General features: G+C 35.6%; 18 protein-coding genes and 4 pseudogenes. 8 read left to right on the plus strand and 14 right to left on the minus strand.

What is annotated here, in order from left to right; all coding sequences use genetic code 11:
* Positions 1 to 59 precede the first annotated feature (59 nt).
* From P5P89_RS08615 to P5P89_RS08625, 3 genes are all read left to right on the plus strand, one after another.
* Positions 60 to 1,499, plus strand: coding sequence for a nucleoside recognition domain-containing protein (locus P5P89_RS08615; RefSeq protein ID WP_278011560.1), 1,440 nt, complete (start codon positions 60 to 62; stop codon positions 1,497 to 1,499).
* A gap of 18 nt (positions 1,500 to 1,517) precedes the next feature.
* A complete protein-coding gene (locus P5P89_RS08620; protein ID WP_278011561.1) occupies positions 1,518 to 2,264 on the plus strand; it encodes a hypothetical protein in 747 nt (248 codons plus the stop codon).
* Positions 2,265 to 2,334: 70 nt separating this feature from the next.
* A complete protein-coding gene (locus tag P5P89_RS08625; RefSeq protein ID WP_278011562.1) occupies positions 2,335 to 3,939 on the plus strand; it encodes a fumarate hydratase in 1,605 nt (534 codons plus the stop codon).
* A gap of 71 nt (positions 3,940 to 4,010) precedes the next feature.
* Here the strand turns inward: P5P89_RS08625 and P5P89_RS08630 are convergent, their stop codons facing one another.
* The 6 genes and pseudogenes from P5P89_RS08630 to P5P89_RS08655 form a co-directional block, all read right to left on the minus strand.
* Complete coding sequence (locus tag P5P89_RS08630) at positions 4,011 to 4,307, minus strand: hypothetical protein (protein ID WP_278011563.1); 297 nt, start codon at positions 4,305 to 4,307, stop codon at positions 4,011 to 4,013.
* Between the two features lie 54 nt (positions 4,308 to 4,361).
* Positions 4,362 to 5,017: pseudogene (locus P5P89_RS08635) on the minus strand (3-oxoacid CoA-transferase subunit B).
* A gap of 104 nt (positions 5,018 to 5,121) precedes the next feature.
* On the minus strand, positions 5,122 to 5,823 hold the full coding sequence (locus P5P89_RS08640) for a CoA transferase subunit A (RefSeq protein WP_278011564.1): 702 nt from the start codon (positions 5,821 to 5,823) through the stop codon (positions 5,122 to 5,124).
* 168 nt (positions 5,824 to 5,991) lie between these two features.
* On the minus strand, positions 5,992 to 8,301 hold the full coding sequence (locus tag P5P89_RS08645) for a penicillin-binding protein 1A (RefSeq protein WP_223682725.1): 2,310 nt from the start codon (positions 8,299 to 8,301) through the stop codon (positions 5,992 to 5,994).
* A gap of 2 nt (positions 8,302 to 8,303) precedes the next feature.
* Positions 8,304 to 8,789 carry a gliding motility lipoprotein GldH gene (locus P5P89_RS08650; RefSeq protein ID WP_223682724.1) on the minus strand — a complete coding sequence of 162 codons (486 nt, stop codon included), beginning with the start codon at positions 8,787 to 8,789 and terminating at the stop codon, positions 8,304 to 8,306.
* Positions 8,773 to 10,157, minus strand: a pseudogene (locus tag P5P89_RS08655) (PSP1 domain-containing protein). The gene P5P89_RS08650 and the pseudogene P5P89_RS08655 overlap by 17 nt, the downstream one beginning before the upstream one ends.
* 359 nt (positions 10,158 to 10,516) lie before the next feature.
* Between P5P89_RS08655 and P5P89_RS08660 the strand changes: the two are divergent.
* The 5 genes from P5P89_RS08660 to P5P89_RS08680 are packed head-to-tail and all read left to right on the plus strand — an operon-like array spanning position 10,517 to position 14,426.
* Positions 10,517 to 11,134: an ankyrin repeat domain-containing protein gene (locus tag P5P89_RS08660; RefSeq protein WP_278011565.1), complete on the plus strand. Its 618-nt coding sequence runs from the start codon at positions 10,517 to 10,519 to the stop codon at positions 11,132 to 11,134.
* A complete protein-coding gene (locus P5P89_RS08665) occupies positions 11,115 to 11,699 on the plus strand; it encodes an ankyrin repeat domain-containing protein (protein ID WP_278011566.1) in 585 nt (194 codons plus the stop codon). The genes P5P89_RS08660 and P5P89_RS08665 overlap by 20 nt, the downstream gene beginning before the upstream one ends.
* A gap of 23 nt (positions 11,700 to 11,722) precedes the next feature.
* Entirely contained in the window at positions 11,723 to 13,060 is a 1,338-nt protein-coding gene (locus tag P5P89_RS08670; RefSeq protein ID WP_278011567.1) for an ankyrin repeat domain-containing protein, read from the plus strand.
* 19 nt (positions 13,061 to 13,079) lie between these two features.
* Entirely contained in the window at positions 13,080 to 13,622 is a 543-nt protein-coding gene (locus P5P89_RS08675; protein ID WP_278011568.1) for a hypothetical protein, read from the plus strand.
* 48 nt (positions 13,623 to 13,670) lie between these two features.
* The gene (locus P5P89_RS08680; protein ID WP_278011569.1) at positions 13,671 to 14,426 is read left to right on the plus strand and encodes a hypothetical protein; all 756 of its coding nucleotides are present in this window, start codon (positions 13,671 to 13,673) and stop codon (positions 14,424 to 14,426) included.
* Positions 14,427 to 14,483: 57 nt separating this feature from the next.
* Here the strand turns inward: P5P89_RS08680 and P5P89_RS08685 are convergent, their stop codons facing one another.
* The 8 genes and pseudogenes from P5P89_RS08685 to P5P89_RS08720 all read right to left on the minus strand — a co-directional run bounded on the left by P5P89_RS08685 (position 14,484) and on the right by P5P89_RS08720 (position 23,444).
* On the minus strand, positions 14,484 to 14,714 hold the full coding sequence (locus P5P89_RS08685) for a ferredoxin (protein WP_278011570.1): 231 nt from the start codon (positions 14,712 to 14,714) through the stop codon (positions 14,484 to 14,486).
* Positions 14,714 to 15,955: pseudogene (locus P5P89_RS08690) on the minus strand (peptidase U32 family protein). Before P5P89_RS08690 ends, P5P89_RS08685 begins: the two are co-directional and overlap by 1 nt.
* Positions 15,956 to 16,244: 289 nt before the next feature.
* A pseudogene (gene trhO / locus P5P89_RS08695) lies at positions 16,245 to 17,604 on the minus strand (oxygen-dependent tRNA uridine(34) hydroxylase TrhO).
* A 282-nt stretch (positions 17,605 to 17,886) separates the two neighbouring features.
* Positions 17,887 to 18,297, minus strand: coding sequence for a BrxA/BrxB family bacilliredoxin (locus P5P89_RS08700; RefSeq protein WP_269233972.1), 411 nt, complete (start codon positions 18,295 to 18,297; stop codon positions 17,887 to 17,889).
* A 162-nt stretch (positions 18,298 to 18,459) separates the two neighbouring features.
* A complete protein-coding gene (locus P5P89_RS08705; RefSeq protein WP_278012002.1) occupies positions 18,460 to 19,620 on the minus strand; it encodes a lycopene cyclase family protein in 1,161 nt (386 codons plus the stop codon).
* 18 nt (positions 19,621 to 19,638) lie between these two features.
* Positions 19,639 to 20,103 carry a thioredoxin family protein gene (locus tag P5P89_RS08710; protein ID WP_278011571.1) on the minus strand — a complete coding sequence of 155 codons (465 nt, stop codon included), beginning with the start codon at positions 20,101 to 20,103 and terminating at the stop codon, positions 19,639 to 19,641.
* Positions 20,104 to 20,143: 40 nt separating this feature from the next.
* Positions 20,144 to 22,432, minus strand: a complete 2,289-nt coding sequence (locus P5P89_RS08715; protein WP_278011572.1) for a TonB-dependent receptor — start codon at positions 22,430 to 22,432, stop codon at positions 20,144 to 20,146.
* 106 nt (positions 22,433 to 22,538) lie between these two features.
* Positions 22,539 to 23,444, minus strand: coding sequence for an NAD(P)/FAD-dependent oxidoreductase (locus tag P5P89_RS08720; RefSeq protein WP_278011573.1), 906 nt, complete (start codon positions 23,442 to 23,444; stop codon positions 22,539 to 22,541).
* Between the last annotated feature and the right edge of the window lie 7 nt (positions 23,445 to 23,451).

A 23,451-nucleotide genomic window follows, 5' to 3' on the forward strand; every position in this document is an offset into this window, starting at 1 on the left:
ACTAATCTGCGGTTTATTATTTTCTTCTAAAATAATTACATTTACAAAAAAAATAATTTATGGTATTAAGCAGATTTTGGTTGACGATTTTTATTTCTTCAATTGTCTTTATTGTGGTGAGTTTATTTACTGCGAATACCTATACGATTGATTCTGTTTTGAATGGAAAGAAGGATGATCCCATTTTGGTTTCTGAAAAATACATTGAACAACTTCCCGCTTTCATCAAAGACAGCATTAAAACTGCTCCGGAGCAAACCATGATTGTCAACCGTGACACCCTAAATTCTGACACGACTTATGTTTACAAAAACAAGACTGTAAAAATCTACAGCGGTCTTCAAAAATCAGATGGTTTATTGCCAACCTGTAAAAATACTCTCGTTGATTTAATTCTGCCATTGATTGCCTATCTGGCTTTCTTCTGTGGGTTAATGGAACTTTTAATCGTTTCGGGAGCTTCCGGAAATTTAGCTAAAGTCCTGAGTCCGGTATTTGTAAAAGTGTTTCCAACTATTCCTAAAAATCACCCTTCGATATCGTACATGACCTTAAACTTTGCTGCAAATTTCTTAGGATTGGATTCGGCTGCAACACCATTTGGACTCAAGGCCATGGAGAGTTTACAGGAGATAAATCCCGAAAAAGACAAAGCGAGTGATGCACAGATTATGTTTATGTGCCTTCACGCTTCGGGTTTAACTTTGATTGCGACTTCGATTATTGGGTATCGTGCTGCAGCCAACGCCAGCAATCCTGCTGATGTAATGCTGCCTTGTATTATTACATCATTTATCGGAACCATTGCTGCTTTCCTGATTGTGGGAGTAAAACAAAAAATCAATTTTAAAAGCGCTTCGCTGCTTATTGGTTTAATGACCTTAATTTCGGCTATTATTGGATTATTGATGTATGTGAACCATCTGGATTTAATTGGAAAAAACTATTTCACTTCTAACCTATCGGGATTAATATTAATTGCAATAATCGCTTTCACTCTGATCTTTTCATTTACCCATGAAAAAAAATTCAAAGAAGCCGAAACGACTGTTTTTGACACTTTTGTAACAGGAGCTAATAACGGCGTTAAAACCGGAGTTACTATTTTTCCTTATGTTTTGGGAATGCTGGTTGCGATTTCGTTATTCAGAAATAGCGGTTTGTTCGAAATTATCAGTGATGCTATCGGATTTATCTTTTCTAATATGGGAGTGAGCAAAGAAATTACTAATGCACTACCTGTAGCCATGCTGCGCCCTTTCAGCTCTGCGGGATCGAGAGGATTTTTGATTGATTCGATGAATACTTTTGGCGCCGATTCCTTAACGGCAAGACTGAGCAGTATTTTCCAGTGCAGCGCCGAAAGTACGTTTTATGTGATCGCGGTTTACTTTGGTTCGGTAAATATTAAAAATACACGCTATGCTCTTGGTACAATGCTTTTGGTGGATTTGATTTGTGTGATTACGGCTATTTTTGTGGCGACCTGGTTTTTTTAAAATTTGGAGATTTTAAATATGAAAATTAAACATCTTTTTATCTTATTGATTCTCGCAAGCTGTCATAAAGAACAGAAAAAAAGTCTGATTGCAGATGTAAATTCTGCTGAAGCAAAAGAACTTCCCACTGTTACTGATAAACCAGAAACAGAAGAAAATATATTACGAACAGATACCATTTTCCTTTCAAATGAAAAAAATGCCGAATTCACTCATATTCTGGCAAATTTGACAGAACTGAAAGCCGATAAGGACAGTATCCTAACATCGAAATTCAGACTTGATTTTTATCAGAATAAAACCAAAATCACGTCTTCAAGAATCACTATTACCAATTACGAGAAAGGTGCCCAATGGGGAGGATCTTCAGGTTTGACTAATGCATCAGGCAAAAATTCTTCTTTTATACAAATTGGTTTTGGATATCCTGCCTGCGGTTATACGCATGAAAATTATCTGTACTATTTGAAAAACCATAATTTACAGCTTGTTCATCAATGGCAATCGATGTCAGACAGCGGTTGGGGAACGTGGACTGAATTTGTAAGCAATGCATCAGGAAAAGATCCTGAAAGTTTTTATTGCAAGACAGTTTCATTTGAACCCGGAGATGATAGCAATGAAGATTCCGGAATTGTAACCTATTCTGATTCCATTTCATTTTTGCTAAACGGAACTCATTGGAAAAAGAAACTTCTTTCAGCAAAAGATAAACCTTATTTTGAAAAGAAGATGAGCTTTAATGAGTTTCATAACCAACAATAAACTCCGAAACACTTATAATTCAAATTCTTTCTTAGGTAAATAATTTTTAACTTTGCCAAAAAACCAAGAAATGATTGATTTTATATACCAGGATCCTTATCCTATTCTAAAGGATGAAACTCAATATCGCAAAATTACTTCAGATTTTGTAAAAGTGGAACAATTTGGAGAACGTGAAGTTTTAACCGTTGACCCAAAAGGATTAGAATTATTAGCCGAAGAAGCTTTAACAGATGTTTCGTTCATGTTGAGAACAACACATTTACAAAAGCTAAGAAATATTCTCGACGATCCGGAAGCAACAGATAATGATCGTTTTGTGGCTTATAATTTACTTCAAAATGCTTCAGTGGCTGCCGAAGGGCAATTGCCAAGCTGTCAGGATACCGGAACTGCAATCGTTATGGCCAAAAAAGGCGAAAGCATTTTTACCGGTGCTGATGATGCTGAATGGTTAAGCAAAGGAATTTTCAACACCTACCAAAAACGTAATTTGAGATATTCGCAGATTGTACCGATTTCGATGTTTGAAGAAAAGAATTCTGGTTCAAATCTTCCGGCACAAATTGATATTTATGCTAAAAAAGGAACTTCATATGAATTTCTATTCATGGCAAAAGGAGGCGGATCTGCCAATAAAACCTATTTGTACCAACAAACAAAATCATTATTAAACGACAAATCTCTTGATGCTTTCATTCGTGCAAAAATCAAAGATTTGGGAACTTCTGCCTGTCCTCCCTATCATTTGGCTTTGGTAATCGGCGGAACTTCTGCGGAAGCAAATCTGGCTACGGTTAAAAAAGCATCTGCAGGTTATTTCGACAATCTCCCTACTTCAGGAAATATGGCCGGTCAGGCATTCCGTGATTTAGAGTGGGAAGAACGTGTTCAGAAAATCTGTCAGGAAAGCGAAATCGGAGCTCAGTTTGGCGGAAAATATTTTACGCATGATGTTCGTGTGATCCGTTTGCCACGTCACGCAGCTTCCTGCCCGGTTGGATTAGGCGTTTCGTGTTCTGCAGATAGAAATATTAAAGGAAAAATTACAAAAGACGGAATCTTCCTTGAACAGTTAGAAACGAATCCAAAACAGTTTTTACCGGAAACAGCACCACATTTAGAAGCTCCGGTTGAAATCGATTTAGATCAGCCAATGGCCGATATTCTAGCAAAACTATCACAATACCCTATCAAAACTCGTTTAAAACTGAACGGAACTGTTATTGTGGCACGTGATATTGCGCATGCAAAGATTAAAGAATTATTAGACGCCGGAAAACCAATGCCGGAATACTTTAAAAATCACCCGGTTTATTATGCAGGGCCTGCAAAAACTCCTCAAGGAATGGCTTCAGGAAGTTTTGGACCAACAACAGCCGGTCGTATGGATGTGTATGTGGATGAATTTCAAAAACATGGCGGAAGTATGGTGATGCTGGCCAAAGGAAACCGTACGAAACAAGTTACGGATGCCTGCAACAAATACGGCGGATTCTATTTGGGTTCAATCGGAGGTCCGGCCGCTATTTTGGCTCAGGACAATATCTTAAAAGTAGAAGTAGTTGATTTTGAAGAATTAGGAATGGAAGCTGTTCGAAAAATCACTGTAAAAGATTTCCCAGCATTTATCATTACAGATGATAAAGGAAATGATTTCTTTGAGAATCTGTAAAGCTTAGTTTAATTACAGATTAACTTTTTATAATACCGTAAATTCATAATTCTATTGAATTTACGGTATTTTTATATCCTAAAAGCACATTTACTATCCCAACCATGAATCAAATAATACCAGGAAGCTGATAAGTTCAGTTTCGTGTTTTTATTTTGCGCAAAGTAGTAATTCATGCATTTTGGGAAAATCACTTCTCTATTCTTTATTCTCAATTTTTTCTTATTCCAGTCAAATTTCGCGGGATTAAATTCTTTAGGCAAACCAATTATATTTCCATTACTATCAATTTCTAAGCGTGTATCTTTATGTATTACATCTGCACTGGTCAGAAATAGAAATGATATTAAAATAAAAAATGTTTTCATTTAATTTTGTGTTTTGAAAATACCCAATATTAAGGAATAAGCGAAAAGATTCTTTTAAAACCTCATCTCAGGAATTTCCCCCTCAATTATCAAATCAGCTTCCGTTGAAGCAATGATATGTTCGACAGAAATACCTGGCGCTCGTTCTAAGAGCTTAAAACCCTTTTCTGTTACTTCGAGAACCGCAAGTTCCGTTACGACCTTTTTAACGCAGCCTACGCCGGTTAATGGCAAAGTACATTTTTTCAGGATTTTTGATTCTCCTGCTTTGTTCACGTGCATCATGGCAACGATAATATTTTCGGCAGAAGCCACCAAATCCATGGCGCCTCCCATTCCTTTTACCATTTTGCCCGGAATTTTCCAGTTGGCAATATCACCGTTTTCAGAAACTTCCATAGCGCCCAGAATTGTTAAATCAACCTTTTGGCTTCGGATCATTCCGAAACTAAAAGCCGAATCAAAAAACTCGCTCCGGGAAGCGTAGTGATCGTTTGCTTTCCCGCATTGATAATATCGGCATCTTCTTCTCCCGCAAAAGGAAAAGGCCCCATTCCCAAAACTCCATTTTCACTTTGAAACTCAACAGAAATATCATCTCTTACGTAATTCGCCACCAAAGTCGGAATCCCGATACCAAGATTGACAAAATAACGGTCTTTAACTTCCTTTGCAATTCGTTTTCCTATATCTTCCTTACTAAGTGCCATAATTAATGTGTCAAATTTTTAAATGTGCCAATAAGTCAATTTGATAATTAGATAATTTTAAAACATGCGTAAAGAATTATCTAATTGACAAATTATCTTATTATCTAATTCTTCTGTCGTACTGTTTGTTGTTCGATTCTCTTCTCAAACTTTTCTCCCTGAAAAATACGCTGCACCATAATTCCGGGAATATGAATTTGATTCGGATCCAGAGTTCCAACAGGAACTAATTCTTCGACTTCAGCAATCGTAATTTTTGCTGCACCTGCCATACAGGCATTGAAGTTTCTGGCTGTTCCTTTGAAAATCAGGTTTCCGGCTTCATCTCCTTTCCATGCTTTTACAATGGCAAAATCGGCTTTAAAAGCTTCTTCCATAATATGCATTTTACCGTTGAATTCACGTACTTCTTTTCCTTCAGCGACTTCTGTTCCATAACCTGCGGGAGTAAAGAAAGCAGGAATTCCGGCCTGGGCTGCACGGCATTTTTCTGCCAAAGTTCCCTGTGGTGTGAGTTCAACCTCAAGTTCACCCGAAAGCATCTGACGTTCGAACTCCGCATTTTCACCAACATAAGAGGAAATCATCTTTTTGATTTGTTTCTTCTGAAGAAGCAATCCTAAACCAAAATCGTCAACACCTGCATTATTGGAAATACAGGTTAAATCTGAAATTTGGGTTTTAACTAAGGCTGCAATGGTATTTTCAGGAATTCCGCAAAGACCAAATCCGCCAAACATGATGGTCATTCCGGATTCGATACCTGTTATAGCTTCCTGGACATTGTTTACTTTTTTTGTAATCATAACAAACTGTCTTTATTACTGAGTAGTTTTGATAAAAATAAGATTTTTAGATTGAATTATAACGATTTCGTAAAAATAAATCTAAATACATCAAAAAAATATCCTTTTGTGTTTATCTACTTTAAGATATCAACAAAAGGATATTTTCATATTTAAAAAAAGCTAAAACTATAGTTCGAACTCATCTGTATTTTGTTCTGTCTGAGTGGAATCTTTTACCACAGCAGCAGGTCTGGTATAGCAATCTACTTTAATGGAAAGATTTGCCGGACGTTCAAATTCTGCTTTTGAAACCTGAAGTGCCGGATCAGCATAACATTTTTTCATAAAGTAAGCCCAAACCGGCAATGCAGCTGTAGCTCCCTGACCATAAGTTAAACTTTTGAAACGTGCTGAACGGTCTTCACAGCCTACCCACACTCCGGTAACCAGATTTGGAACCATTCCCATAAACCATCCATCAGACTGGTTTTGTGTTGTACCGGTTTTACCCGCAATAGGATTTGTAAACATATATGGATAACCTGTCCAGCGATTGTCTCCGTTACCTCCGCCCTGCGTACGCAAACGTGCACCCGAGCCTGTTTCTGTAACTCCCTGAAGCAACTTGATTACAGCAAACGCTATATCTTTATTTAAAACGTCATGCGATTCTGGAATTGGTTCATAAATAACCTCCCCGCTTTTATTCTCAATACGGCTTAAAAACTGAGGTTTTACATACACACCCTGATTTGCGAATGTACTGTATGCGGCAACCATATCTTCAACAGTAATATCAACAGCTCCTAATGCGATGGAAGGCTGCACCGGAATTTCAGTTTTAACACCTAATTTTCGTGTAAGTTCTACAACAGCTTCCGGACTTGTTCTGTCAATTAATTTTGCAGAAACGGTATTGATTGAAGCTGCTAAAGCTTGTTTTAAAGTAACCATTCCGCGATATCTGTAATCAGAGTTTCTTGGCTCCCAATCCTCTGTTACGTGATGGCGTCCTTTGCGAATCATAAACGGTCCGTCTAAAATAGAATCACAAGGAGACATATTCAATTGCTCAATAGCTGTCGCATACACAAATGGTTTAAAAGTAGATCCTACCTGTCTTGCTCCCTGCCCTACGTGATCGTATTGGAAATATTTATAATTGATTCCGCCAACCCATGCTTTAATTGCACCTGTTTGTGGTTCCATCGCCATTAAGCCCGACTGCAAAAAGTGTTTGTAATAACGAATAGAATCCAATGGTGTCATGGTAGTATCGCGCTCTCCTTTCCAGGTAAAGACTCTCATTTTTGTTTTTACCTTGAAAGATGCAATAATATCATCTTCACTCTTATCCATTTCCTTCATCTGAGCCCAACGAACAGAATTCTTCATAGCCTGCATCATGATTCTGTCGGTTTCAGCTTTTGTAATATTTACGAAAGGAGCATTTTTATTGGTCTTCATTTCAATAAAAAACTGCTGTTGCAAATTTTTCATGTGTTCTGCAACCGCCTCTTCGGCATGGGCCTGCATTCTTGAATCAATAGTGGTGTAGATTTTTAAACCATCTTTATAAATATCATAATCAGATCCATCCGGTTTTTTGTTGTCTGCCATCCACTTTTTCATATAATCACGAAGATATTCCCTGAAATAAGTTGCCATACCCTCACGGTGGCTTTCTAATTTAAATTTCAAAGCTATTGGTAATGCCTTATATTTTTCTTTTTGAGCCTCCGTAATCATCTTGGCTTTCACCATTTGGCCCAATACCACATCACGACGGTTTTTAACTCCTTCAGGATTTCGCAACGGATTGTAAAGAGATGAATTATTAAACATTCCAACTAAAATTGCTGATTCGTCTATAGTTAAGTCCTTAGGATCTTTAGAAAAATAGGTTTGAGCAGCTGAACTTACCCCAACTGCGTAATTACCAAAATCATATACATTACAGTACATCGCCAAAATTTCATTTTTGGTATATTGTCTTTCCAGACGAATGGCAATAATCCACTCTTTTATTTTTTGTACTATTCTAAAAGGCAGAAAGCTGGACCCTCCACGGTGAAATAACTGTTTTGCTAATTGCTGGGTTATGGTACTGGCTCCTCCGTTAGTTCCCAGAGAAAAAGCTGCACGCAAAGTTCCACGTCCATCAATACCGGAATGTTCATAAAAACGAGCATCTTCCGTAGCAACCAAAGCATCTACCAGATTTTTTGGTAAGTCTGAATATTTAAGCTGCGATCTATTGGTTTTAAAATACTTTCCAATTACCACTCCGTCAGAGGAAATGATTTCAGTAGCCAGATTAGAATCCGGGTTTTCTAAATCTTCAAAAGAAGGCATCGAACCAAAAAGCCCCCATGACGCAAATAGAAAAAAGGCCAAAACACCTAATAATCCATAAGCAAAGATTCTCCAGAATTTTTTTTGATAGTATTTAATATCCTTTGTACTGTTTGTTTGATTGTTTTTTTTAGCAGCCATAACTATTTCTGATCTTTTTGTTCTATTCTAAAACCTACATCTGTAATACCTTCTAATTCCTGAACTCCCGGGATTTTTCCTGATTGTCTTACGGCTTGTTTGATGTGCACCTTGTATTTGCCCCTAAACTTAACATTTTCTCTTAAATACAGTTTGCTTTCTTTAATATCCGAAAAACCATTTCCTAAAAGCGTTCCGTCAGGATTTGCCATTTGATATTCTAATGTATCAACTTTCGTAAATCCGTTTGGCATTTCGATAGCTACAATTAAAAACAAATTACTGAAAGGATAATTGTTGTTGTCACGCACATTTACAAATAAATCGTATCGTTTTGTGGAGTCTAAAACCGGCAGATCGAAGGTTACAATGCTGTCTTTGTGCCAGGCACTTCCAACGGATTTGTACTCATCAAATACTCTTTTTTTATCACATGAAAAAAGAAGTATAGCTGCCAAAAAAAGAATTCCGCTATTTTTTATTCTCATTTTTAGTAATAATTATGGGTTTTCTTGGTTCAGCTGGTTTATTCTCATTTGAATTTGGCTTATTCGCATTGTTTTTATTCGAATTATGCTTTTTCTTATGATTTTGCTTATTTGGGTTATTTGGTTTAATCAAATTGTTACCATTGTTCGCATTATTATTTCCGGCAGGTTTCGCGTTATTGGTATTTTTTTCCTGAAGTGGTGGTTTCTGTGGAGCACCAACAGTAGCCGCTTCAGCATTTGGTTTACGTTTGCGGTTTGGTTTTTTCTTCTTTTTAGGCTGGTCAAAACGGGTTAAACTTTCCTGACCCATTGCATTATTAAAGTCTTTTTCAGGTTCTAAAGTTACTTCTATAGCGAAATCTTCCAAAGAAGAAACTTTGTTTTTTTGTTTGTTTTCGGCAATAATTTCCTTTACCTGATCTATTTTCAAAACATGCCAGTTTGCAAAATTATTAGTATAAGCAAACCACATTAATCCTTTAAAAATATCCTGTTTCTGACAAACTGCATCACCTTTTTCCGTAATAAGTTTAGTATCATAATCCGGAAAATCTTTTAATGCGTCCATGTAAGTATCTAACTCATAGTTTAAACAGCATTTTAGTTTCCCGCATTGTCCTGCTAATTTTTGCGGATTCAATGATAACTGCTGGTAACGAGCCGCCGATGTATTGACACTTCTGAAATCTGTTAACCAGGTCGAACAGCAAAGTTCTCTTCCGCAAGAACCGATTCCGCCTAAACGGGCTGCTTCCTGACGAAAACCCACCTGTTTCATCTCAACTCTCGTACTAAATTCTTTAGCAAAATCTTTTATCAGCATTCTAAAATCGACACGGTCATTTGCTGTATAATAAAATGTTGCTTTTGACCCATCGCCCTGGAATTCAATATCCGAAATTTTCATTTCTAATTTATGCTGAATTGCCAGTTCACGTGCACGAACTTTCATTGGTTCTTCACGATCACGTGCCACAGACCAGATATCGATATCTTTCTGAGATGCTTTTCTGTAAATTTTAGGTACTTCGTTACTATCCGGATTTACTCCCTTTTTCTTCATTTGAATTTTAACCAATTCTCCTGTCAAGGTAACAATTCCGATATCATGTCCTGGCGATGCAACAGTTGCTACAATATCACCAATACTTAAAGTTAATTTTTCTGTATTTCTAAAAATTCCTTGCGTCCGTTTTTAAAACGAACCTCAACACAATCGAAAATTGCTTCTCCATTAGACGGACTCATGTTTGAAAGCCAGTCAAAAACCGTTAATTTATTGCAGCTGTCGGTGCCGCAAGTCCCATTATTTTTACAACCTTTTGGTGCGCCGCCATCTGAGGTTGAACAACTTGTACATGCCATAATTATATATGTAGTGTTGCAAAAGTGCAACTTAAGTTCATAAACGTTTGATCGGTAAAGATAGTATTTTTTTTAGTTTGCATTTTATGGATTAAAACTAAAGGGTTGTTAAATAAATATCACTCTTTATTTTTCTCCCTTATTTCATAATTCAGCTATCAAGTCTCTTTAGGTTTATGATATTTTTGTTTAAAAATTGTATTCTGCATGTTTTATGGGTTAAAATGTAATTTTTAATTTTTATCCTGAAATATATTTGTGAGTTTTATGTTTTATCTTACAGCATCGTTTGTGAAGTCCATAATTACAAACAAAATATGAGTTGAAACTAAACTTTAATTTTTTTAAAATATATTCAAATGCAAACACAAAACCAGATTGAAAATTTCCTTTTTCAGGGAAAATTTGACGAGGCCAGAGAATCTTTAAATAACGGAGAAAAATTTAATGAACAATATCTTAAAAACAATTTTTCTCAAATCTCAGCCAAAATAATTGAAGCCAAAGAAATTGATTTTATAGAAAAATTAATAAAAGCCGGCATTATCGAAACTGATATTTACGAGCTGGACAGTTTTGACAAATCGATTTTTGCTCCTTTGAGCCTTTATTTGAAAGATGACGAAGAATCGATTTCTTTTTTCAAAGAAATAATGTCAAAAATGGATAATCTGAATGACGAAATAAGCGATCAGACTTTGCTGGGATATTTCCTTGAAAAAGGTATTTCTCCAAAAATAGTCAAAATCCTGATTGATGATTTCGGTGCAAATACACAATATAAAAACAATGCCGGCGAAAATTTAATCTTCAAAACAATAAATACTTATGGTTTAGATACCGAGAAAGTAAAAGAATACATCAAATCGCTTCTTGAAAGTGGAGTTGACATTAACGAAAAAAACATTGTTGGCGCTACTCCGCTTATATCAGCGGTTAAAAGAAATAAAAAAAGAATTGATTCTATTCTTACTTGAAAATGGTGCGGATGCAAACGAAACAGACAATCAGGATAACACTGCTTTTTATTACGCTGTTGCGGAGCAGTTTTCTTATGACATGTACGATGCTTTAGCGTCATTTTCTTCACCTGATTTTAATATTGTGAACAAAGACGGCCGGACATTATTGACTAATTTTATCATTTCTGTTTCTGGTTCGGAAAGTGATATCAGGTTTTTAGAGAGATTGTTGTCTGATGGCGCTGATGTAAACTTTTGTGCACAATATTACGGGCAGCCCAAATCGGGAATTGATTTTATTGTCGAAAAGAAATCAGACATTCTGAAATCAGTTTTAGAAAATGTTTCTTTGGATGTGAATGAACAAGACAATCAGGGCAATACCATTTTACATAAAGTCTGCGCTTACAACATCAACTATGATGCAGAAATGGCAAAAGAAACCTACCGAAAAGTAAAATTACTATTAGAACAGGGAGCCGATATTTCGATTACTAATGATAAAGATGAAACTGCCTTAATGCTTGCTTCAGGAGATAATCTGAAAATTAAAACGGTAGAACTTTTGATGAAACAATAAACTTAAAATTCTCATACATGTCAATGTCATTTATAATTGCCTGCGAAAACGGGAACAGAAAAATAGCCGAATTGCTTCTTCAGAATAAAGAAGTAGATGTAAAATATACGGACGAAAAAGGAAGAACCGCAATTCATTATGCCGCTCACAGAGGGTATCTGGATATTGTAAAAATCCTGACCGAAGACGGGGCCGATATTAATTACGAAGACCATCAGGGAGAAACACCTTTGTATTTTGCCTGTCTTCAAAAACAGAAACAAACCGCTTTATATCTTTTAGAAAATGGTGCAGAAATTACCAAAAACGACAAATACGGAAACAGCCTTTTGCATTTAGTCGTTCAGACAGCTCAAATTGAAATTGCAACAAAGTTGCTTGAAGCCGGAATTGACGTTAATTTACTGAACAACAACGGAGAAACTCCATTATTATTGGCCTCTGCAAAATTAAACCGTGAAATTATCCAATTGCTTTTAGATAAAGGAGCTGATATTAATGTAACAGATAAACAAGGAAATACGCCTTTGTTATACGCTTGTTATACCAAATCAATTCCGATGGTGACCTTGCTTTTGGATAATGGTGCAGCAATAAATCACATGAATCATTCGGGAGAAAATGCGCTTTTAATTGCTTGTTATGAAACGAACCGAATGTTGGCGAAAGTATTAGTCGAAAGAGGCGCAGATGTTTTCACTTCAAACAATAATGGCTATTCACCTATTTGGTACGCCTGCGCGAATAACCAAAAGGAGATTGTTTCCTTGTTTTTAGAAAACGGAGTTGATGTTAATTACAGCAAACCTGTCGCTCAGGACACTTCTTCTATGAACGACTACCTTGATTGGATTGTTAGTGCGACTACTATTTCGAATGACTCTGGCTTTACACTTAACAGTTCTTATACATATGGCGGAGAAAGTTTGTTGCATGTTGCCACCAAAAAAGGTAATTTAAGTATGGTAAAATTATTGGTTGAAGCCGGGGCAAACATCAACATTCAGGACGAATCCGGAAATACGCCTTTGCATTACAGCGCAGCCAACGGAAAAAAAGATGTGGTAAAATATTTATTGGAAAACAAAGCCGATGCTTCAATTGTAAACGTAAAAGAACAAAAAGCGATTGATTATTCAAACGTGAAAGGTTTTAATGAAATCACAGAACTAATTCTGAAATATGCACCTTCGGGAACGGTTGTAACACCAATTCAGAAAGAAGAACCGCAAAAAACAGATTCAGGAAATGCTATGGAAGCAAAGAAAAAAGCATTACTGGATTTAAAAGAACTTTTAGATGCCGGAATTCTGACTTCGGAAGAATTTGAAAGCGAGAAAAGCAAAATATTAAAAGGATAAATAATAAACAGAATTAAAAATGAAAAAAATCTTAAATACTGCTATCTTATTTCTAGTAGTAATCGCGGGAAGTCTAATTTGTACTTCCTGCAGCAATTTATCACCCGAGAAAACTTTTGATATTGCAGTTTTAAATTCGAATTTGTTATCCCGATTTGGCGGCAAAGAAATCAGCAATAAGCTGGAATCTGAGCCTCAGGTTTATGATGAAAACCAAAAAAAGATGATTCCTTCTTCTTATCAGGATGCTTTTAAATACGATATCTCAAATTTAGAAATTCAATTGAAAAAAATTAATGAAATAACAGAAGACGATGATAATAAAGATCTTCTTCAGGCTTCAAAAGATTTATTTTCTTATGTAATTGCTAAACAAAAAGAAGGTTATTTACCAATTGCTAAAATGAAGGATGAAAAGCGTTCACCAGAACAAATTCAAAAAGCAATAGCTGATTTTGATGCTGCAACTCAAACTGAAGCTGATTCTAAATTTGCTAAACTAATGGCTGTAGGAAAAGCCTATGCCGAAAAGCATCATATTGATGCAAAATTTGGCATTTAATAATAAGCGGAAGATTTAATCTCATCATAAAAACAAAAATTCCCTGACATGAGTAAGAAATATTTCTTAGCTATTATAACAATACTCCTGCTTAATCTATTAAATAGCTGTAATAAAGATTCTAAAACGAATAAAAAATCACCGGAAGCAGAAGTTGTCGATTTAAAAGAGATTCCCGAAGTCGAAGAACCTGCTATCGAAGTCAAAAAGAATCTTGCCGATTTTATACCTAAAAACCATGTGCCTTTTGACACAATTTACGGCGATCTGAATAAAGACGGATTAGAAGATTGTGTATTAATTATAAAAGGTACAGATAAAAGTAAAATTATTACACATGAATATCGGGGTAAATTAGATCGAAATCGCAGAGGAATTATGGTACTTCTAAATAAAAAAGGCGGCTACGAATTAGCGGTTAAAAATTATAATTGTTTTTCTTCAGAAAACGAAGATGGCGGTGTTTATTATGCCCCTGAACTCGACTTTCAAATCGATAAGAACAAACTATTTATTAACTACAGTCACGGCAGATATGGATATTGGTCTTATACATTTAGGCTTCAAAATAATGATTTAGAGTTGATTGGTTACGATGGAAGCAGTAACCGTGGACCAATTGTTCTCACTGAGATCAGTATCAATTTCCTGACACGCAAAAAAATCGTAAACCAAAACATCAATGAAAACACTTATGATGACGATGAAATTTTTGAGAAAAAAGAAACTAAAATCAGTAGAACAAAACTGATTAAGTTGTCTGAAATTGAAGATTTTGATGAACTTGATTTTTCCAGCGAATAAAAATAAAAACCCTATTCTGTAGCCATACAAAATAGGGTTTGCTTTTAAAGTATAGTATTACGTTTCCTTAACGGTAATAATTTTAACCGGACAAGCTTTTGCGGCCAGTTCACAGCTTTCTGCAATTCCATGATTTGGTGATTTTAAAGTAAAAAAGCCTTTCGAATTCTGCGAATGAAGTAAAACAGATTTTCCGTCTTTTTTTGACATTTGAAAATGAACCGGATCCATTTCCACACAATAATTACAGCCGATGCATTTGTCTCTTTGTAAAGTGATGATTACCATTACGCCTCAACAATTTTATAGAGTTTGTCCGACATTCTGATTCTAAATGGCAATTTAAAAGTACAATCGTCACCTTTTGTTGCTTTTTCTGCGGTAAAATCATTCACAAACATTTCGTCGATAATCATTTCCTCAGCTCCGGTACTTGGTCCGGTTACCAGTATTTTATCACCTAATTTTATATCGTAAGCTTCTATTTTAAATTGCCCAACTTTGGCTTTTGGAAAATAATGTGTTCCTTTTCCAACGTAAATTTTCTTCTGAGTTGCTGCTGAACCCGAAATACTGCTCCATTCTCCCAATTCCTGACCCAGATAATAACCTGACCAGAAGCCACGATTGTAAACCGTATTTAAAGCTTCCATCCAAACTGTTGTTTTCTCTTTCGAGAAAGTACCTTCGTAATAGGAATCGATAGCTTTGCGATAGGTTTTAATAACTGTTGCCACGTATTCGGGTGCTCTTCCTCGTCCTTCGATTTTCAAAACCCGAATTCCGGAATCAATTACCTGATCCAGAAAATCCAATGTACACAAATCTTTTGGCGACATCATGTATTCATTATCCAATTCTATTTCAAAACCAGTTTCCTGATCGATAACGGTATACTTTTTTCGGCAGTTTTGCTTGCAGGCACCACGATTCGCAGAGGAATTATGCGAATGCAGGCTCAAATAACATTTTCCCGAAACCGCCATACATAAAGCACCGTGACCAAAGATTTCGATTTCTACCAAATTTCCGTTAGGTCCTTTGATCTGTTCTTTTTCAATTTGTTCTGTGATTTTCTTTACCTGACGCAAACTCAATTCACGGCTTAAAACCATCGTATCGGCAAATAAACTATAGAATTTAATGGTTTCGATATTAGTTATATTCAATTGGGTTGAAATATGAACTTCCATTCAAATCGATCTTGCCATAGTAATTACAGCCTGATCTGATGCAATTACTGCCGTAATATTCGCATCTTTGGCTTTATTCAATAATGTTTTCACGACCGATAAATCATGATCATAAATAATAGTGTTTAAAGTCAGATAACTTCGAACGTTTTTGGCCTCACAACGATTAGCGATTTCTTTTAAATCTTCAATTGTAAAATTAACCGTCGATCTTGCACGCATGTTGAGTTGCTCAACACCAAAATATACAGAATCACAGCCATTATCTAAAGCAGCCTGAAGCGACTCAAAATTTCCTGCAGGAGCCATGAGTTCGATTTTGTTGTTAATTGTCATTTTTGATTTTATTATTCAAATGATATGTTTTCTGAAGCTAGTCGTCTAACAAATGACAAAAATAATGTGGGTATAGATTAGATTCCTATGATTTATATCATAGTCTATATTTAAAATTTATTTGTAGTAACTAAAATAGCCCACAGTTGAAACTGTGGGCTATGTTATAAAATATTGTGGTATTTTTTATCATTACAGATAGTCGAATTTCCAAACCCGTAAGATTATAGGCATACATCCATAATTTGGGAAAAGAATGAGACATTGTAAATTAGGGTTTTAAAAACCGCTAATTTACAATTTTATACAATTTATCCGATAATCTGATTCTGAATGGAACTTCAAAAGTAACTTTATCTCCCATTTTAGCAAATTGAGCCTCTGCTCCATTTACAATTAATTTTTCTAATACCAATTCCTGTTCACCGGTTGTTGGTCCTGAAATTAAAATTTTGTCGCCTGCATTCAGTTCGTTATTTTCAACTGTAAATTGTCCTACCTGCGCTTTGACGTAATAATGCTCTGCTTTTCCAAGCAATACTTTTTTGATTTTTACCTTTTGGCGAATATCTGCGCTTTTTTGTGCAGTTGCTAAAGCAGTTTCTGGCAAGTCTCCAGAATGCTTGAATTTCAAATTTTCTGATTTTCCTTTTCTGAAAACTTTATTTCCTACCTGTTTTCCGGCCCTTAATCTTACCTGATCCACCAAAGGCATATTTACAACTTCAAGACACTCCGCAGAACAGCAGTTTTGCATAGCGGCTTTACATTTATCACACTGAATAAACAATAAATGGCAGCCATCGTTTTCACAATTGGTATGATTATCACAAGGTTTTCCGCATTGATGGCATTGCGAAATGATATCGTCTGTAATTCTTTCGCCTAAGCGATTATCAAACACAAAGTTTTTCCCGATGAATTTGCTTTCCAGCCCTTCTTCCTTTAGCTGTTTCGCATAGTTGATGATTCCGCCTTCTAATTGATAAACGTTTTTAAATCCCTGATGTTTGAAGTACGCACTGGCTTTTTCGCAGCGAATTCCCCCGGTACAATACATGACCAGATTTTTTATCTTCTTTATGGTCTTTAAGCTGTTCGTTGATAATTGGCAAACTCTCCCTAAAAGTTTCAACATCCGGAGTTATAGCACCTTTAAAATGTCCCACTTCACTTTCGTAATGATTTCTAAAATCGACTACAATTGTATTTGGATCATCAAGAATTTCGTTGAATTCCTTAGCTTTCAGATGAACACCTATGTTAGTTACATCAAAAGTATCGTCATTTAGACCGTCAGCAACAATTTTATCACGCACTTTGATTGTGAGTTTCAAAAACGAATGATCATCGTGTTCGACAGCTTCGTTCAGACGTATGCCTTTCATGAAATCGTAAACTTCCAAAGTCGCTCTAAAAGCTTCCAAATTTTCTTCCGGAATATTCATTTGAGCATTTATTCCTTCGGTGGCAACATAAATTCGGCCTAAAGCATCGAGCTTATTCCAGGCTACAAATAAATCGTCGCGAAATTTTTTAGGATCTTGAATTTTGGCATACGCATAGAAAGACAACGTTAGTCGTTGTTTACCGGCATCATCGATCATGATGGCCCTTTCTTCTGCGCTTAAGGTGTTATACAGTTGCATGCTATAAACAGTTTAAGTTGAGAATATTTTTTGAAGCCGCAAAGTTAGGAAAAAAGGTTCTAAGTGGCAAAGCTTCTGAGTTTCTAAGATTTTAAAATTGCTGAAAAACTTAAAGTTCTTAGCATTTTGATTTTTTTAGCCCGGATGGAAACGGCATCCTTTTGTGCGGTCCCGATAGCTATCGGGAGGCACAAAAGATATAGTGGACAGCCGGAATAGCTCCTAATAAAAAAGACTGCCTAAATAAATAGACAGTCTTCATATAATTTCAAACCTTTAAAATTAACAGAATTCATTAAACGCATCCTGTAAATTCTCAGCAATCATTTCTGCAGGACGACCTTCGATATGGTGACGCTCTAACATGTGAACCAATTCTCCGTTTTTGAACAAAGCCATAGATGGCGATGATGGAGGAAAAGGAAACATATGTTGTCTTGCAGCATCAACAGCTTCTTTGTCAACACCAGCAAAAACAGTGATTAAATGATCTGGTTTTTTAGCACCTTCTAAACTCATTTTTGCTCCCGGACGCGCATTTCTTGCTGCACAACCGCAAACAGAATTTACAACTACCAATGTGGTACCTTCAGCTTTGATAGCATTATCTACAGCTTCTGCACTATGTAAATCTTGAAAACCTGCAGAGGTCAATTCAGCCTGCATTGGTTTTACCATTTCTTCTGGATACATATTTTTATTTTTTAAATTTTACTTTTCAACTGCAAAGTTACAAAGTTTCAACGCAACTACTTAATTTGAAGTATAAAGTTTTGTTATAGTTCGATTGATGAAGTCGAAAGTTTAAAAGTCATAAAATTAAAAGTTCAAATCTAAGGTGACAAAACCTGTTTTTCATTTCATTAAAGTCCTAAATAAAGCTTTTATAAAGGGCATTTTCGGACATTTTAAAATCACTTTCAAATCCTCAATCAGATTCGTTTCTTCATCTAAAAATTTAAAGATCAGACATGGTTTTCCATTTTTGAATAAAGAAGAAAAAATAGAACTTCCTAATTCATTATTTCTGTGAAGAATATCTAAAAGCAATAAATCATAGAACCAGAATCTACTTTTTTTATAAAAATCTTTCATCTTGAAATTAGAACCCTGAAGAAAATTAACTAATGCCGAAGATTTTTTATCCGAATTTCTAAATGTATAACCTGTACTGGCTTTTGTCCATCCACCAGCAGTTCCGATATTGAGGACTCTTTTGGTGTTTCTTTTCCAAAAAGGATAACAGGTCATTGGAATACTTCCCTGCTCTTCTTCCTGAATTTTGTATTGGCTTACGCCGAGTTTTTTCAGGTAAATTTCAATTTCTTTTTCATATTCTTCTTTCGGAAGCAAATTTTCTGAAAACAATGTATATTCTACCAAAGCTTCGGTTTTAGAATTTGGTAAAACATACATAAAACGTGTATTTTTTCTTTGTTCCACACAAAAATCCATAAAAGTAGCTTCTTCAGGATTAAAAACTTCTTTTTCAGTTTTTACAAACCAACCTACAAAATGCTGCTGTAAAACAGGATATTTTGTTTGCCTTTCGGCGAAAGCCTTCGTATAAATGCTGTTGAACAGGTAATCACAAGTATATCTGTTTTCTTCCGTACCGATAAAAACATGGTTTTCGAGTTCATTGATATCGGTAACTTTCTCGTTTATAAAAGTAATATTGTCTTGTTTGGAAAGTAATTCGAAAACGAAGTTATAAAAATCCAATCCCCGAATTTGATTATACTGATAGGGTTTTAAATCTAAATTTCGTCTAAAACCTTCATTCGCAAACAAAGCCGAATTCCATTTTTTGGAGATGACCGATTTCCAGACGGTTTCCTCTTCCGCCCAGAAACACCAGGTTCTGTCATTGGTTTTCTTAGAATTGTGGTCTAACAGCAAAATCGATTTATCACTAAATTTTCCGGAGAAAACCATTTTATAAACGGTCATCAGAGCTGCAAGGCCTGTTCCAGTAAAAATGTAATTGAAATGTTTGATTTGAGGAGAATCCATTCTCAAAAATAAGCAATTTTATTCTTTCATTTTTTCTAAAAGCTGTTTAAAATCTTTTGGGCTGAGGTAATTATTGTATTGAAAAATGATTTCGTTTTTATCATTCAAAACACATAAAACCGGATATACAATCTGGTTGTTCATAGTTCCTAACTGCAAAGCCAGTTCATGAACTCCAACTTGATTACCTGTTGGCTGAAATTTAAAAATGTGATTATTAAACTTTATATTCCTTTTTTCCTCAGCATTCAAGCCTACAAAGTAAAAATCTGAATTCAGTTTTTGAATAATTTCCTGATTTTTGAAAGTTGTATTTTTCATATGTTGGCAAAACTGACACCAGTCTGTATGGATAAAAACAATGATTTTTCGCTTTTGAATCTGCTGTAAACTATCTATTGCTTCAAATGTTCTGTTTTGAATCTGGCTGAATCCTGTTGAGGTGATTCCGAGAAAGAAGATAATTATGGCTAGCTTTTTCATTTGTTTGTTTTTATATCGAATACTTTCAAGACATCTGCATTTATCTGAAAGTATATCGCAACCCAAAAAAACCACGAATAGTCTGGTTTTGTCCGTACACATAAGTGGTATCAAAACTTAAACCGTATGGATTGTCTGGAGTGTCAATTATTTGGCCCTGAGGAACCACTTTACCATTAATACCAATAGCAGTTCCGTCTGATATCTGCACATTTTTATCAAACGGATCATTCGCTCTCGAAATCAAAAACGGATTATTCTGTTTTGGTGTAAAATTCAAAAGATTCTTGATTCCGCCGTACACTTCAAAATTCTTCCATCCGGAATAGGTAAACTGAATATTCTGAATGCTGTACCAGGGTGATTTTGGACTTCTGGGATCGTACTCACTCAACAAAGGCAAATTCATGGGGCTGTACACATTTCCAGTATAATCCATTGACAAATGCCAAGGCTGAATTTTATAGGAAACGCTCCATGTTCCGGTAAAACTCTCAGTTAGAAAAGGTTTTTCAGAAACCCCGTTTTCAACATTTTTGTTGTCTAAAAGCGTTGCTCCCACAATAAATTTTAATCCCGATGGCAAATTAAGATCTACATTAGTGCTGATTCCTTGACTTATAGCATAACCATCAATATTGTCATAAATAATTTTGTTTGGATCACTTTCGTAGTCTGAAATGATTTTATTGCTGAATCTGGTATAAAAAGCCGTTGTTTCGATTCCCATAAAAGTTCCGTTTCCGAAATTAATTTTCTGAATGTAATTGAGATTTACATTTACAGATTGCTCCGGATTCAGATTATTCGCAATCACAACATCCCGCGAGCCGGTTAATGCTGCATGATCTTCAGTAAATAAATTCACAACCCGAAAACCTGTTCCGGCGTTTAACCTGAAAATTGTATTGTCATTGGCTTTAAATCGATAGGCTATCCTTGGTGTCAAAATCGAACCATGAATAGAATTATAATCGTAACGCATACCCAGCAAAACCTGACTTTTTGGAGAAAACGTAATTTCATCCTGAACAAAAACTCCGGGAAGCCAGGTGCTTTCAGCTTCTTTGGTTGCAGGAGTATTATCGTCATAATAGGTATAACGACTGGCAATTCCGGCAAGTAAATCGTTACGTCCTAATTTTTTATCCCACGTTAATTGCAAAAAACCAATTTTCTGGTTCGCGATATACGATGTTATTCCGTAACGGCTGTCCTGATAATGTACGTTTCCGGAGAACGAAAGCATTAGTTTTTCTTCAAACGGCAATTGATAACTTCCTATCAATTCTCCTCTTTTTGTGTATATGCTTTCACCGTAAATCTCATCACCTCCGCGGTATTTCTTCTCCCAGCGTACATCTCCGCCCCATCGGTCTTCATACATTCCGCGGGCTGCGATGGTAAATAACCGATTATTATTTCGCTGAAAACTCCATTTATTAAAAACTGAAATCCGTTCTGAAAGCGTCACATCGGTAAAATTATCGTGGTCTTTATCAATAACCTGATCGTAATTAAAGTAATTGACTCCTAAAATTGAAATGGCTTTTTTTCCGGCATTGAACTTCATTCCTAAATCGAGATTGCTTTCAAAGTAAGTGGTTGTAAAATAATCCGCAGAAAAGACCGGAGCATTTGTTGGATTTTTGGTGATAATGTTAATTAGTCCGCCAACCGCTTCACTTCCATACAGAGAAGATGCCGGACCTTTTACGATCTCAATTCGTTCTACCAGAGAATTCGGAATTCCGGATAATCCGTAAACTGTCGAAAGACTGCTAACAATTGGCATTCCATCAATTAAAACTAAAGTGTACGGACCTTCTAAACCGTTTATGTGAATATCGCCTGTGTTACATACACCACAATTGAGCTGAGGCCGGACTCCATTGATGTTCTGAAGCGCATCATAGATACTTGGCGTTGGATTTTTCTTGAAGAAAACCGGTGAATAAACCTCAACAGGAACAGCACTTTCCAATCGTTTTACAGGTTTTAAAGTTCCTGAAACCACCACTTCATTCAATTCGTTTTTGTCTTCCTGCAATTCAAAATTCAAAATTAAATCCTGTTCGTCCACAATTGAAATCTTTTGGGTTTGAGGTTTGAATCCCGTCAAGGTCACTTGTATTCTATAAGTTCCTTTTGGAATACTTTGGAGTTGATAAAATCCTAAGGAATCCGTTTGAGTTTTAAAGTCAGTATTCAGTAAACGAATAGTAATTTCTGGGTCAATAGAGGAAAAACCTTCTACTTTTCCGGAAATATTTTGAGAAAAAATGCTTTTAGTTGAAATTATTAATATTGTCAAAAATAAATATTTCATTATTATAAAATTAAATTTAGACAAAACTAAAAATTAAATTTTACAAATAATTATTATGAAATAAGTTTTTTAAAACATTTCAATTTCAATCCGTTAAAAAAGATTATTAAAACTTCTCGTCAATAAGTTCTTTGTTGATGGCTGCTCCTGCAAAAGATCCGGAAGAAACAGCCAAAGCCACAGAACGCATTTGAGTTGTAGCATCACCACTTGCATAAATACCAGAAACTGATGTCTTCTGCATAAAATCGACTTTTATCAATCCTTGCTCGTTAAGTTCACAGCCTAAAGTTTGCGGTAATGGACAATGCTGCTCAAATGGGGGTCTTGCATAAACGGCTTTTACAGCAATCTTTTCTCCGTTTTTGAAAACAATATTTGAAATATAGCCTAAAGTATGTTCGAAAGAATCTATTTCTCCTTCCAAAATCGAAATACCATGATTTTTAAGAATTTGTGTTTGTTCCGAATTTAATTGAGATTTTCCGTTCGTACATAACTCAAGATTTTTTGTCCAGTTCGAAATCAGTTTTGCATATTCAAACCCCATTTCGCCATTGGCAACAATAGCTGTCTTTTTATTTTTGACTTCATAACCGTGACAATACGGACAATGTAAAACAGATATTCCCCAACATTCTTCGAAACCTTTAATCTCCGGAAATAAATCTTTAACTCCTGTTGCGAATAATAACTTTTTGGAAATAAAGAGTTCTTCTGATTCTGTTTTAATTTCGAAACCATTTGGTGTTTTAGCGCCATCAATAGCAATCCCTTTGTAAAACTGAACAGTCTTATAAAATCCGACTTGTAATCTGGCGTTAGCCGAAATTGCAGCCGGAGTTTCGCCATCATGCGTGATAAAATTATGAGAATGCGGTGTTTGTCTGTTACAAGGCAAACCACTATCAATAACCAAAACCTGACGCAAAGAACGCCCTAAACTCATTGCTGCTGACAACCCGCTGTAACTACCTCCAATGATAACCACTTCAAAATTTTTCTGATTCATAATCTAA

Origin of the sequence: Flavobacterium gyeonganense (genome assembly GCF_029625295.1) — a bacterium.
GTDB lineage: Bacteria > Bacteroidota > Bacteroidia > Flavobacteriales > Flavobacteriaceae > Flavobacterium > Flavobacterium gyeonganense.

What these genes read in the sequence shown, in the direction of transcription:
- P5P89_RS08650 (WP_223682724.1), bottom strand. Translation starts at nt 8,789, where the DNA reads ATGAGAATAAAAAATAGCGGAATTCTTTTTTTGGCAGCTATACTTCTT.
- P5P89_RS08700 (WP_269233972.1), bottom strand. Translation starts at nt 18,297, where the DNA reads ATGTATCCAGAAGAAATGGTAAAACCAATGCAGGCTGAATTGACCTCT.
- P5P89_RS08660 (WP_278011565.1), top strand. Translation starts at nt 10,517, where the DNA reads ATGCAAACACAAAACCAGATTGAAAATTTCCTTTTTCAGGGAAAATTT.
- P5P89_RS08680 (WP_278011569.1), top strand. Translation starts at nt 13,671, where the DNA reads ATGAGTAAGAAATATTTCTTAGCTATTATAACAATACTCCTGCTTAAT.
- P5P89_RS08705 (WP_278012002.1), bottom strand. Translation starts at nt 19,620, where the DNA reads ATGGATTCTCCTCAAATCAAACATTTCAATTACATTTTTACTGGAACA.
- P5P89_RS08710 (WP_278011571.1), bottom strand. Translation starts at nt 20,103, where the DNA reads ATGAAAAAGCTAGCCATAATTATCTTCTTTCTCGGAATCACCTCAACA.
- P5P89_RS08715 (WP_278011572.1), bottom strand. Translation starts at nt 22,432, where the DNA reads ATGAAATATTTATTTTTGACAATATTAATAATTTCAACTAAAAGCATT.
- P5P89_RS08630 (WP_278011563.1), bottom strand. Translation starts at nt 4,307, where the DNA reads ATGAAAACATTTTTTATTTTAATATCATTTCTATTTCTGACCAGTGCA.
- P5P89_RS08615 (WP_278011560.1), top strand. Translation starts at nt 60, where the DNA reads ATGGTATTAAGCAGATTTTGGTTGACGATTTTTATTTCTTCAATTGTC.
- P5P89_RS08670 (WP_278011567.1), top strand. Translation starts at nt 11,723, where the DNA reads ATGTCATTTATAATTGCCTGCGAAAACGGGAACAGAAAAATAGCCGAA.
- P5P89_RS08620 (WP_278011561.1), top strand. Translation starts at nt 1,518, where the DNA reads ATGAAAATTAAACATCTTTTTATCTTATTGATTCTCGCAAGCTGTCAT.
- P5P89_RS08675 (WP_278011568.1), top strand. Translation starts at nt 13,080, where the DNA reads ATGAAAAAAATCTTAAATACTGCTATCTTATTTCTAGTAGTAATCGCG.
- P5P89_RS08720 (WP_278011573.1), bottom strand. Translation starts at nt 23,444, where the DNA reads ATGAATCAGAAAAATTTTGAAGTGGTTATCATTGGAGGTAGTTACAGC.
- P5P89_RS08640 (WP_278011564.1), bottom strand. Translation starts at nt 5,823, where the DNA reads ATGATTACAAAAAAAGTAAACAATGTCCAGGAAGCTATAACAGGTATC.
- P5P89_RS08685 (WP_278011570.1), bottom strand. Translation starts at nt 14,714, where the DNA reads ATGGTAATCATCACTTTACAAAGAGACAAATGCATCGGCTGTAATTAT.
- P5P89_RS08625 (WP_278011562.1), top strand. Translation starts at nt 2,335, where the DNA reads ATGATTGATTTTATATACCAGGATCCTTATCCTATTCTAAAGGATGAA.
- P5P89_RS08645 (WP_223682725.1), bottom strand. Translation starts at nt 8,301, where the DNA reads ATGGCTGCTAAAAAAAACAATCAAACAAACAGTACAAAGGATATTAAA.